The following is a 12,054-nucleotide window of genomic DNA, read 5'->3' as shown; positions in this document are numbered from 1 at the left end:
TATTGACGGCTGCATCGCCGATATTATCCACACCGCGTTCCGCCAGCAGATTGCTCAGCCAGTCAGGGTCCATTTCCGGCACCGATGACAGCAACAAATCCGTATAGGCGTGGTGTGGCGGGCTGAACATTTCGTCCTTGGGTCCTTGTTCGACCACGCGGCCGTCTTTCATGACGACCACTTCGTCAGCGATGGCTTTCACCGTCGCCAGATCATGTGTGATGAACATATACGACAATGACAGCTCGTCCTGCAACCGTGCCAAAAGCCGCAGGATGCCTTCGGCGACCAATTGGTCCAATGCGGATGTCACTTCGTCACAGATGATGAAACGCGGTTCAGCCGCCAAAGCGCGGGCAATCCCGATCCGCTGTTTCTGCCCACCGGACAATTCGGATGGCAGGCGGTTGTAATATTCAGAAGGTTCCAGTTCGATCTGTTCCAGCAACGCATCCACCCTGCTGCGTTTTGCCTTGCCGGTCAGGCCAAGGTAGAACTGCACGGGACGCGCAATGATCTGGCCGATCGCCATGCGCGGGTTCAGCGCGGTGTCGGCCATCTGATAGATCATCTGGATCTGACGCAGCTGGTCCTTGCTGCGCTTGCGGTAGTCGGCGGGCAGTGGCTTGCCGTCAAACAGGATCTGCCCGGCAGAGGGTGGCAAAAGGCCCGTGATACAGCGCGCCGTCGTCGATTTGCCGGAACCGCTTTCGCCGACGACGGCGACGGTTCGCCCTGCATGCATGTCGAAACTGACATCATGCAGGACCTTTTCCTTGCCGTAGGCCGCATCGACATCCCGAACGCTGACCAAAGGCACCGCGCCGGTTTGCACGGCGGGTTTGGCAGGCCGTTCAAAACTACGGACCGCCCAAAGCGATTTGGTATATTCCTGTGTTGGTGCTTTCAGCATGACGCGGGTTTCGGCGGTTTCCACCTCTTCACCCTTCAGAAGCACCTTGATCCGGTCGGCCATCTGCGCGACGACCGCCAGATCGTGAGTGATATAGATCGCCGCCGTGTTGTATTGCGCGACGATATTGCGGATCGCGGACAACACCTCGATCTGCGTGGTGACATCCAGCGCGGTTGTCGGTTCATCGAAAATGATCAGATCGGGACGGCAGGACATCGCCATTGCGGTCATGGCGCGCTGCAATTGCCCGCCGGACACCTGGTGCGGATAGCGAAATCCGATCTCCTCGGGATTGGGCAGGCGCAGTTTGCGATAAAGCGCGATGCCATCCTCGGCACTGTCCTTGCGTCCCGCGATGCCGTGTTGCACCGGGGCTTCGACGTGTTGGTCGATCAGGCGGTGCGACGGGTTGAAACTCGCCGCCGCCGATTGCGCGACATAGGCGATACGCTTGCCCAACAGGTCACGCTTGACTGCGGCAGAGGCTTTCACCAGATCGACCCCGTCAAATTCAACCGTTCCGCCGCTGATCCGCACGCCATCGCGGGTATAGCCCATCGCAGCCAGCCCCAGCGTGGATTTGCCCGCTCCGGATTCACCGATCAGCCCCATGACCTGCCCGCGCTGCAAGGTCAGGTTCACGCCTTTGATGATTGGGGTCCAGTTTTCGTCACTGCGCCCGTCAATCCGGATTCCGCGAATTTTCAGCAGGGGGTCTTGTGTCATGTCAGTCCTTCAACCCCGATGATTTATGCAACGCCCAGTCGACCACGAAATTCACCGCCACCGCCAGCAGGGCAATTGCACCAGCGGCAAGCAGGGGCGGCGTCGCCGTCATGGGCGCGAATTGCGCGAAATTCACGAACCCACCAAGATCGCGCACCATCGTGCCCCAATCGGCTAGGGGTGGCTGGATACCGACGCCAAGGAAAGACAGCGACGCGATGGTCAGGAAGACAAAACAGAACCGCAGCCCGAATTCAGCCAGCAGCGGCGCTGTGGCATTGGGCAGGATTTCCTTGAACATCAGATAACCCAGGCCCTCACCGCGCAGCTTTGCCGCCTCGATATAATCCATCACGACGATGTTCTGCCCAACGGCACGCGCCAGCCGGTAAACGCGCGTGCTGTCGATCACGGCAATGATCAGGACCATGAAATATGTCTGCGGAATGCCAAGGCGGGGGGCCCAGACGCTGGCGATGGTCATCAAGAGCAGCGCAAAGATCAGCGAAGGGATCGCCATCAGCACATCGACCATGCGCGACAGCAACTGATCCAGCCAGCCACCCAGCGTCGCCGCCAGAAAACCCATGCTGCCGCCCAGCAGAAAGGCGATCACCGTCGTCACAAAGGCGATACCGACAGTGTTCTGCGCACCGTAAATCAACCGGCTGAGGATATCACGTCCGATCTGGTCGGTGCCCAACGGGAAGTCGGGATTGCCACCCATCGCGATATCACCGCCCGGCATGATGTTGGCGGCAACGCCGCGAATGATCTCTGCCTGTCCATAAGGGGCTAGCACCCCGGCAAAGACAGCCACGAAAACATAGATCAGGATGATCATGATTCCAAACGCGGCAGTCAGCGGCATGGCGCGAAACAGCCTCTTAGTCTGGTTCGTACCGACATGGCGGCCCAACAGCCGGAACAGAAATGCCGCGATAGCAAAAATGATGAACCCTTCAACCGCGATCCGCAGAAAAAAGAACTTGTTGGCGACCAGCGGATCGGCACTGTGCCCCTGCTTATAGGCCCAGACCAGCCAGACCAGCAGCGCCGCGGCAAGGATATAGCCATAGGCAACGCTGAAAGGCATATCCCGAAAAACCGGCGCGCGACCGGTGGCAAGCTGCCCGGCATAACGGAACCCCCATGCCAGAGCGGCGCAACCTATCAGGGCGGCAGCAAACCAGATGATCATTTGGGATGCCTCAGCCTTGGGTTGGACAGGATCGACATCACATCGGCGGTGAGGTTCAGCAGGATATATGCCGTTGCAAAGATCAGGCAGCAGGCCTGTACCACCGGAATATCACGGAATTTCACGCTATCGACGAACAATTGGCCGATACCGGGATAGACAAAGACCACCTCGACGACGACGACACCGGTGATCAGATAGGCCAGATTGATTGCCACAACGTTGATGATAGGGGCCAGCGCATTGGGCAACGCGTGACGGACGATCACGCGCATCGGCGACAGGCCTTTCAGCCGCGCCATCTCGATATAGGGCGAGGCGAGAAGGTTGATGATCGCGGCCCGTGTCATCCGCATCATATGCGCCGTCACGACCAACGTCAGCGTCAGGGCCGGCAGCAGTGTTTTTTCCAGCCTTTCGCCGAATGACATCCCCGAAAAGATATTTGACACCGATGGCAGGATCGGGTTCAGCACCGCCAGAAACAGGATCAGAACATAGGCGAGAAAGAATTCAGGGCTTGAAATCGACGAAAGCGTAAAGATGTTGGTCGCCCGGTCAAACACGGAATTGCGGTAAAGCGCTGCCAGCACCCCCAAAATAATCGCGAAAGGCACGGCGATGGCGGCACTGACCGCGGCAAGGAACATCGTATTGGCGAAACGTGGCGCGATCTGCTGCGCAACGCTGCCTGCGCCAGATGCGCTGCCGGTGAAATTGGCGAAACTCGCCTGCGCGAAACTGTTGCCGAAATCGCCCTGCAATGCACCACCAAGCCAGTTGAAATAGCGCGTGACCATCGGCTGATCCAGACCCAGATCCTGCCGGATCGCGGCCACGGATTGCGGCGTGGCACCCTGGCCAAGGATAGATTGCGCAAAGTCGCCGGGCAGCAGGTTCACCGCCACGAAAATGACCACTGAAACAATCAGCAATGTCAGAAAACCAAGTGCAAGCCGCTGCAAAATAATCGTCAGGACGTTGCTCAACCGTCAATTCCTCGTTTTACTTGAACAAGCTTACCCTCTGATCCGCAACTGTAAAGCTTAAAGGCCCAGCACCGACCGCTGCGCGCCCAGAACATCCATACTGCGCATCAATTCAGCAGTTATGCCCGGCTCGGACAATGCATGCCCCGCGCGCCCGATCATCGCCAGCCGCGCCTTGGGCCAGCCCCGCGCCAGCGTGTAGGCCGAAACCGGCGGGCAGATCATGTCATATCGACCCTGCACGATGATCCCGGGGATATCCGCGATCTTTGCCATTTGCGCGGGATGCAGGATTTGCTGATCCGCGCTCAGAAACCCGGCATTGTGGAAATAATGGTTTTCCAGACGGGCAAAGGCGCGCGCGTAATCCGCCGGGCTTTCGCCGGTCAGACCGTCGCTGTCCATCGCCGCCAGCGCGTTTTCCCATGATGCCCAAGCGCGGGCAAAGCGGGTTTCCAGATTCAGATCGCCCGAAAACAGCCGCCGGTGATAGGCGCCGATCAGATCGTGGTGTTCATCCGCCGGGATCATCCCCGAAAACCGTGCCCAAAGGTCGGGCCAGAATTTGCCCGCGCCGCCGCCATAGAACCAGTCCAGTTCCGGTTGGGTCATCAGGAACACGCCCCGCAAGGTCAACGCCGCGACCTGCACGGGATGCGCCTGCGCATAGATCAGCGCCAGTGTCGCCCCCCATGACCCGCCAAAGACAATCCAGCGGTCGATGCCCAAAGTCTTTCGGATCAGGTCGATATCGGCGACCAGATGCCATGTGGTGTTCGCCTCAACGCTGGCATGCGGGCGCGATCTGCCGCAGCCGCGTTGATCAAACAGCACGATGCGAAAAACTGACGGATCAAAATAGCGGCGCATCGCCGGGCTACAACCGCCACCGGGGCCACCATGCAGCACCACAACGGGAATGCCATGCGGATTGCCGCATTGTTCGACATACAGGCGGTGCCCATCGCCCACATCCAGCATCCGCTGATCGAACGGATCAACGGGGGGATAAAGGTGGGCACCTTGGCGGTTTTGTCCTACGACTTTGTCCATTTTCATCCTATATCGCGATTTGAAACCATAAACCATGTCCACTGTCACGACCGGAGCCACAAAATGTCCACCACCAACACCGTCGACCCGTCCGAGATCGCCAAATTCGAGGCGATGGCCGCCGAATGGTGGGACCTGAACGGAAAATTCAAGCCTTTGCACATGATGAACCTGGTCCGGCTCGATTACATCACGCGCCAGATTGCCGCAGAATTCGGGCGCGATCTGCAAGCACCTGCGCCCTTTGCCGGGCTACGTTTGCTTGATATCGGTTGCGGCGGCGGGTTGCTTTGCGAACCGATGGCACGACTTGGTGCTACGGTCGTGGGTGCGGATGCGGCAGAACGCAATATTCCGGTTGCACAGGTGCATGCGGCGCAATCCGGCCTTGATATCGACTACCGCCATACCACAGCCGAAGCGATGGCAGAAGCCGGCGAACAATTCGATATCGTGCTGAACATGGAAGTGGTCGAACATGTGGCCGACCCCTTGGGTTATCTGACGGCCTGCCAGCAACTCCTGAAACCGGGCGGATTGCATCTGTGTTCGACGATCAACCGCAATCCCAAATCTTTCGCCATGGCGATCATCGGCGCGGAATGGGTGATGCGCTGGCTGCCCAAAGGCACCCATGAATGGTCCAAGTTCATCACCCCCGACGAATTATTCGCGCTGCTGGAAAAGTCCGGACTGAAGCCTGTCGACCGCAAAGGCTATGTGTTCAACCCACTGCGGTTTGACTGGTCGATCAGCGACCGTGATCTGTCAGTCAATTACGTCACGGCAGCAATCAAGGATTAGTCGATCTGGCCCAGCTTGAGGCGCATTTCACGCAGCACGGGCAAGGCGATGCGGACCTTTTCCTCGCCAACTTTGACGACAGCTTCGGCGATCACCGGCGCGATGGCGGCAATCGCAGCGTCGCGCGCCGCAAGCCCCGATGGGCTGATCGACACCATCTTGCGCCGTGCATCGTCCCAATCGGGCCGGATATGAACCCAGCCCGCCCATTGCAGCTTGTGCAGGGTGTTGGTCATTGCACCGCGCGTCAGGTGGAACGTCTTGGCCAATTGTGCGGGCGACCGTTCAGCGCCCGTATGCGCAAGGTGATTCAAGACAGAGAAGTGCGACAACTCCATGCCTTTTGGCAGGACCTTGGCCACGGAATGCCGGGCAAGCTGATCCACTGCCAGAATTTCACTGAACAATGTTACGGCAAGGCTGGTCGCGGCGTCGGCCATCAGGGTCCTTCAAAGGGGCGGTCATGGGTCAGCGCAGGAATGCGCTGCCGGGACTTTGCCACTTTCGCAAGGTCGAGATCAACAATGGCGACACCTGTTTCGGTTCCCATATCGACCAAAACTTCGCCCCAGGGAGAGATTGCCATCGCGTGACCATAGGTCTGGCGCAGCTTGCCTTTGCTGACGCCATGTTCCCCGGTTTGCGCCGATGCAAGAACATAACACCCTGTTTCAATGGCCCGCGCACGCAGCAAGGGTTCCCAATGCGCCGCCCCGGTCACAGGTGAAAAGGCGGCGGGGACCAGCAAAACCTCTGCACCGGCATGGGCCAAAGCGCGGTGGAGATAGGGAAAACGTACATCATAGCAGATCGTCAACCCGATCTTGGCAAAAGGAGTCGTCGCCAGCACAGCGCGCGTGCCGGGCCGATACCCTGCCGATTCGCGGAAAGTTTCCGTGGCAGACACATCCACGTCGAACATATGTATCTTGTCATAGCGCGCCACGACATCGCCCGCCGGACTGATCAGAAAAGACCGGTTCGCGAAACGCCCGTCAGCATCCGGCGTCTTGATCGCCAGCGATCCGACTGACAGCCAGATCGCATGGTCGCGCGCCGTTTCACGCAGGCCCGCCAGCGTGATGTCATAGCTTTCCATCTGCAGCACCGCTTGCTGATGCCCGCGGTCCTGAGAGACGCAATTGGTGACCTCTGGTGTTAGCACAAACCCCGCACCTTGTGCCACCGCCTGCGCAATCAGGTCACGCGTCATGGCCAGATTGGCGACCGGATCGTCGCCCGACGTCAGCTGAAGCAGCCCCGCCTTCATGCCGACAACAAAGCGTCCAGCTTGCCCTGCCGGTCCAGCATCATCAGATCATCGCAGCCACCGATATGTTTCCCGCCAATGAAAATCTGCGGAACAGTGCTGCCGCCTTTGGCGCGCTGGATCATCTCGGCGCGTTTATCCGGCTGGGCCGTGATGTCCACCTCGGTAAAGCTGACGTCCTTGGATGCCAGAATACGTTTGGCCATATGGCAGAAACCGCAGGTCGGTTTGGTATAGATTTCGACGTTTTGCATGACAGCGCTCCTTTGGCGGGATCATGCGTGACTTAGGCATCTTTGACGACCCGTGCCAGTGTTATCATCGACACATTTGCAGCGCCCGCGTCCAAAAGAGCCTCTGAACAAGCCGCAAGCGTGGCGCCGGAGGTCATCACATCATCGACCAGAAGTATCGGTTTTCCCCTGATTTGCGCCATCCGCTTGGCATTGACGCGGATGGCGCCGGACAGCACGGCAAACCGGGCGTCGCGGCTGTGCCCTTCGAGAGATGCGGTCCTGCGCGGGCGCAACAGGGCATCGACGCAGACGGGCTTTTTCATCTGTCGCCCCAAGGACTGCGCCAGCAGGGCCGATTGGTTATATCTCCGTCGCAACAGACGCACCCAGTGCAAAGGCACCGGCACGATCACCGTGTCAGACCGGATCAGCGACTGCGTCAGCCGCGCCATCCAGATTCCCGCAGGCTGCGCCAAGTCGGTGCGGTCCCCATGTTTCAGCCCCAGCACCATTTTGCGCCCGATCCCCGCATAGACCAGAACGGCACGCCCCCTGTCCCACGGCCGCGCGATCGCCATGCAATCGTCGCATTGCAAACGGACCGTCATACTCGCCCGGCAAAGGCACCCCGCAGGTGTCGCAGATCGTGCCATCGATGAACTGGGTTTCGCGCCAGCACGCGCCGCACAGTCCGTTTTCCACCTCTGTCAGCGCATCGCATGCGACGCATTGCGCGGGGTAGATTGCTTTGATGATGCTTTGCATCCGCATGATTGCACCCTACATGAACTAAATGACCACGCCGCCCGTATTAGTTGACCGCAGCGCGTTGCAGCGCCACCGCGCCCGCGCCTTGCCGGACCATTTGTTCCTGCACGATGCGATCGCCGACGAACTGCATGAAAGACTGACAGAGGTTAACAGAACCTTTACCGCCCCCGCGATTGTCACCGGTTTTTCCGATTACTGGCGCGCGCATTTTCCCGATGCCACGATTGTGGCTGACGACGATACGCTGGCACTGCAACCCGGCGCGCATGATTTGGTGCTGCATATTATGGGGCTGCATTGGGCGAATGATCCGGTCGGGCAACTGGTGCAATGCCGCCACGCGCTCCGGCCCGACGGCTTGTTGCTGGCCTTTTGTCTTGGCGGACAAACCTTGCACGAATTGCGCAGCGCCTTGGCAGAGGCTGAAGCGCAGATCACCGGTGGCCTTTCGCCGCGCGTCGCGCCGATGGGCGAAATCCGCGATTTGGGCGCTTTGCTGCAACGGGCCGGGCTGGCCCTGCCGGTGGCGGATGGCAACAAGCTGAATGTCAGCTATGCCAATATGTTCCACCTGATGCATGATCTGCGCAAGATGGGCGAAACCAACGCGCTGACCCAACGCATCCGGCATCTGACACGGCGGCAGGTATTGACCCAAGCCTCCAGCATCTATGCACAGCATTTTCGCAATGCGGCGGGCCGCGTCGATGCCACATTTGAAATGATCACCCTGACGGGCTGGGCCCCGGCGGACAACCAACCGCAGCCCCTGCGCCCCGGCAGCGCAAAAAGCAGGCTTGCGGACGCGCTTGGCGCGAAAGAATTGCCGCTTGAGAGGTCCAAAGATTGATTTATCACGTAAACTATTTAACTGCCGCTAGATTGACGATAGCAGAAAGCTCATGACCATGTTCGACGCACAGACATCCGACAAGACGGAACGCCCTGCGACATGCCCTGCGCATGCAGCGCCGGATCATCCCGCGATCAAGCCGGCACGTGTCGGTATCCTTGTGGCCAACCTTGGAACGCCTGACGCGACAGATTACTGGTCGATGCGCCGCTATCTGAACGAGTTTCTGTCCGATAAACGGGTGATCGACTATTCAGCCTGGCTCTGGCAGCCGCTGCTGCAACTGGTGATCCTGACAAAGCGACCGTTTTCATCCAGTGCCGCCTATAAATCCATCTGGAACGAAGAGGCGAACGAAAGCCCGCTTATGACGATCACCAAGGCGCAGACGGATGCCATCAGGAAACAGATGGTGGACCGCTACGGCGACGACGTGCGGATTGATTTCTGCATGCGCTACGGCAATCCATCGACCAAATCCAAGGTCCGCGAAATGGTCGAGGCCGGATGTACCAAGATCCTGTTCTTCCCGCTTTACCCGCATTACGCAGGCGCCACATCGGCGACCGCCAATGACCAGTTCTTTCGCGCCTTGATGGACGAAAAATGGCAACCAATCGCGCGGATCGTCGAACCCTATTTCGCCGAACCCGCCTATATAGAGGCATTGGCGCAGTCGATTGAAAAAGCCTATGCCGCTGCTGAAACCAAGCCGGAAATGCTGATCTGTTCTTACCACGGTGTGCCCGAACGCTATCTGCGCGAAGGCGATCCTTACCATTGCCAGTGCCAGAAAACCACGCGGCTGCTGAAAGAAAGGCTTGGCTGGGACAATACCCAGATCAAAACCACCTTCCAGTCGCGTTTCGGGCCAGAGGAATGGCTGAAACCCTATACCGTGAAAGAGGTCGCACGCCTGGCCGAGGAAGATGGCATCAGGAACATCGCAGTCTGCGCGCCCGCCTTTTCCGCCGATTGCATCGAAACGCTGGAAGAGATCAACGAAGAGATCAAGGAAAGCTTTGAGGAGGCCGGTGGCGAACATTTCACATATATTCCCTGCCTCAACGATGACGCTGCGCATATCGACGCGCTATGTGGGGTGATTGACAAGAACCTGCAGGGTTGGCTGAAGTAAGATTCAGTTCATGTTCGGCGGGCGTTGCGTCTGCTGAACAGTGACATCGCTTACTGCGCGCTGCCATTTGCCGCAGAGATAGGTTATTGCTCGAATCGTCAATTATTTGTAACAATTATTGAGCGCGTCTTGGACGGACTGGGCGAAAGCCCGCGAAACGCATAGATTACATATATATTTCAAAAGATTAATTTTCGTGAGTTTGTGTAAGGAGCGCATCGTGTTGGTGCGTATATTTGGTGATTGATGATTGCTGCAAAGCCTTCCATCTTGGATGCGGACTCTGCCAGAGAGACCGAGGCACTGGCCAAGGGAACAGTGCTGTTACAGGATCAGTTCACGATCCTGCGTCCGCTGAGCAGTGGCGGGTTTGGCATCACCTATCTTGCGCGGGATAATTATCTGGAACGCAAGGTCGTGATCAAGGAATGCTTTCCGCAGGTATTCTGCCGGCGCGAAGGCAAACGGGTCCTGCCCCGGTCCCATACCTATCTGTCTAAGCATCGCGCCATTGTGGATATGTTCATCCGCGAGGCACGTAGCATCGCCAAGATGCGTCATCCCAATATTGTCGGCGTCCACCGGATATTCGAAGACAACGACACGGCCTATATGGTGCTGGACCTTATCGATGGCCGCGATCTGTTGCATGTGATCAACAACAGGCACGAACAGCTGACGCCGGATCAGGTCAGGGAGGTGCTGATCAAATTGCTGGATGCGGTCGATCTGGTGCATCAAAGGGACCTGCTCCATCGTGATATCTCGCCCGACAATATTCTGCTGGATAAATGGGGCAGCCCCGTGCTGATCGATTTTGGGGCCGCGCGCGAAGAAGCAAGCCGCGAAAGCCGGATGATATCTACGGTCTTGGTCGTCAAGGACGGATATTCGCCGCAAGAGTTCTATTTCGTCGGTGGGAAGCAATCGCCATCCAGCGATTTATATGCGTTGGCGGCGACGTTCTATCATCTGATCAGCGGACAGGCCCCGCCCAACAGCCAAACCCGTATGGCCGAATTTGCGAGCAAGAATCCAGACCCATGTGTGCCGCTGTCCGGCAGGTTCGATGCCTACACGCCGGGCTTTCTGGCCGCCATCGACAAGGCCATGAATGTGCTGCCTCGGGAAAGGATTCAATCGGCACGCGAATGGGCTGACATGATAGCACCCCTGCGTGAAATCAAAACGGCACGCCCGGCGCCCCTGTCAAAGGAACTCGGGCAGACGCTGACGCGGCTGGTTAATGAAACGAATGATTACGTACTGAATTCCGAACCTCGTGTGGTGAAACCCCCAAGGGTTGCGCCGCCGCGCAAGGATGCCGAACCACCGGTGAACGCCCCGCTTTACCGATCCGGGCCGCAGACCCGTCGTTTCGGAATTGTTGCCCGATTGCGGCATCGCCTGTTCAGTGCCGGACAATAATGCGTCGCTTGGTAGAATTCCCTACGCAATAACGTCGATGTGTGTTTGTAGTCGGATGATATTGCCGCTAAAGAATGCGGAACCGCAATAAAGGGTATTCGCATGTACAGACGCGCACTGATCCTCGGGCTGGTCGCAACCGGTGTAACAGCCTGTGCCGCCGCGCCAACTCGCCCGCTTGGGCCTGATGGCCTGCCCGTGGCAACAGCCTATATCATCGGCCCCGGCGAAGAGGCCGCAGTCGCCTTTCGCATGTTGGACAGTGTAAATTCCTTGCGTCAGGCTGCCAGAGTCGCGCCCGTAGCACTTGATCCGCAGCTAACAGCAGCGGCGGCGACCCATGCGCGCGACATGTCGGTGCAAAACCGGCCTTGGTTGTTCGGTGCTGACGGGTCCAGCCCGGTCCTGCGCGCCCAGCGCGCCGGTTTTACCGGTCGTTTTCTCGGCGAAACAATATCGGAATCCTACGAATCCGAACTGGCCACACTGACCGCCTGGATGAATGAGGATCGCACGCGCAGCGTGATCATGGACCCCGATGCACGGCTGATGGGCTTTGCCTGGCATCAGGAACCAGCCGGAAAATTGTGGTGGACCCTCAACATGGGCACAGCGCCAAGCTTTGGCGGCGGTTTTTCCTGACCCGACCGGGTCAGGACCGTCTATCCT

12 protein-coding genes and 1 pseudogene are annotated in these 12,054 nt (G+C 58.4%); 5 read left to right on the top strand and 8 right to left on the bottom strand.

Going from position 1 to position 12,054, the window contains the following annotated elements:
- The 4 genes from ACK4TM_RS07895 to pip all read right to left on the bottom strand — a co-directional run.
- On the bottom strand, positions 1-1,642 hold a 1,642-nt coding region (locus ACK4TM_RS07895), incomplete at its 3' end, for an ABC transporter ATP-binding protein (RefSeq protein WP_409699322.1).
- 1 nt (position 1,643) lies between these two features.
- Entirely contained in the window at positions 1,644-2,840 is a 1,197-nt protein-coding gene (locus ACK4TM_RS07890) for an ABC transporter permease (RefSeq protein WP_409699328.1), read from the bottom strand.
- A complete protein-coding gene (locus ACK4TM_RS07885) occupies positions 2,840-3,832 on the bottom strand; it encodes an ABC transporter permease (protein ID WP_409699319.1) in 993 nt (330 codons plus the stop codon). The genes ACK4TM_RS07890 and ACK4TM_RS07885 overlap by 1 nt, the downstream gene beginning before the upstream one ends.
- Before the next feature lie 57 nt (positions 3,833-3,889).
- Entirely contained in the window at positions 3,890-4,885 is a 996-nt protein-coding gene (gene pip / locus ACK4TM_RS07880) for a prolyl aminopeptidase (protein WP_409699316.1), read from the bottom strand.
- A gap of 63 nt (positions 4,886-4,948) precedes the next feature.
- Between pip and ubiG the strand changes: the two genes are divergently transcribed.
- Positions 4,949-5,689, top strand: a complete 741-nt coding sequence (ubiG, locus tag ACK4TM_RS07875) for a bifunctional 2-polyprenyl-6-hydroxyphenol methylase/3-demethylubiquinol 3-O-methyltransferase UbiG (protein WP_409699313.1) — start codon at positions 4,949-4,951, stop codon at positions 5,687-5,689.
- On the opposite strand, the gene ACK4TM_RS07870 is transcribed toward ubiG, so the two are convergent.
- The 4 genes and pseudogenes from ACK4TM_RS07870 to ACK4TM_RS07855 all read right to left on the bottom strand — a co-directional run bounded on the left by ACK4TM_RS07870 (position 5,686) and on the right by ACK4TM_RS07855 (position 7,966).
- Positions 5,686-6,129 (bottom strand): MarR family winged helix-turn-helix transcriptional regulator, encoded by a 444-nt coding sequence (locus ACK4TM_RS07870; RefSeq protein WP_409699310.1) that lies wholly within the window; start codon positions 6,127-6,129, stop codon positions 5,686-5,688. The genes ubiG and ACK4TM_RS07870 overlap by 4 nt on opposite strands.
- Positions 6,129-6,959, bottom strand: coding sequence for a carbon-nitrogen hydrolase family protein (locus ACK4TM_RS07865; protein WP_409699307.1), 831 nt, complete (start codon positions 6,957-6,959; stop codon positions 6,129-6,131). The genes ACK4TM_RS07870 and ACK4TM_RS07865 overlap by 1 nt, the downstream gene beginning before the upstream one ends.
- Positions 6,956-7,213, bottom strand: coding sequence for a glutaredoxin 3 (gene grxC, locus ACK4TM_RS07860; protein ID WP_409699304.1), 258 nt, complete (start codon positions 7,211-7,213; stop codon positions 6,956-6,958). The genes ACK4TM_RS07865 and grxC overlap by 4 nt, the downstream gene beginning before the upstream one ends.
- A 32-nt stretch (positions 7,214-7,245) precedes the next feature.
- Positions 7,246-7,966, bottom strand: a pseudogene (locus tag ACK4TM_RS07855) (double zinc ribbon domain-containing protein).
- Positions 7,967-7,988: 22 nt separating this feature from the next.
- Here ACK4TM_RS07855 and ACK4TM_RS07850 point away from each other — a divergent pair.
- The 4 genes from ACK4TM_RS07850 (at position 7,989) to ACK4TM_RS07835 (ending at position 12,027) form a co-directional block, all read left to right on the top strand.
- The gene (locus tag ACK4TM_RS07850) at positions 7,989-8,816 is read left to right on the top strand and encodes a methyltransferase domain-containing protein (RefSeq protein ID WP_409699300.1); all 828 of its coding nucleotides are present in this window, start codon (positions 7,989-7,991) and stop codon (positions 8,814-8,816) included.
- A gap of 52 nt (positions 8,817-8,868) precedes the next feature.
- The gene (gene hemH, locus ACK4TM_RS07845; protein WP_409699296.1) at positions 8,869-9,957 is read left to right on the top strand and encodes a ferrochelatase; all 1,089 of its coding nucleotides are present in this window, start codon (positions 8,869-8,871) and stop codon (positions 9,955-9,957) included.
- A gap of 270 nt (positions 9,958-10,227) precedes the next feature.
- Positions 10,228-11,385: a serine/threonine protein kinase gene (locus tag ACK4TM_RS07840; RefSeq protein WP_409699293.1), complete on the top strand. Its 1,158-nt coding sequence runs from the start codon at positions 10,228-10,230 to the stop codon at positions 11,383-11,385.
- 102 nt (positions 11,386-11,487) lie between these two features.
- Complete coding sequence (locus tag ACK4TM_RS07835; RefSeq protein WP_409699290.1) at positions 11,488-12,027, top strand: CAP domain-containing protein; 540 nt, start codon at positions 11,488-11,490, stop codon at positions 12,025-12,027.
- Positions 12,028-12,054: the final 27 nt, after the last annotated feature.

It is taken from the genome of Yoonia sp. (assembly GCF_046292185.1).
Lineage (GTDB): Bacteria > Pseudomonadota > Alphaproteobacteria > Rhodobacterales > Rhodobacteraceae > Yoonia.
Note: the sequence above shows the minus strand (reverse complement) of the source record. Positions and strands in the feature narration are given on the sequence as shown.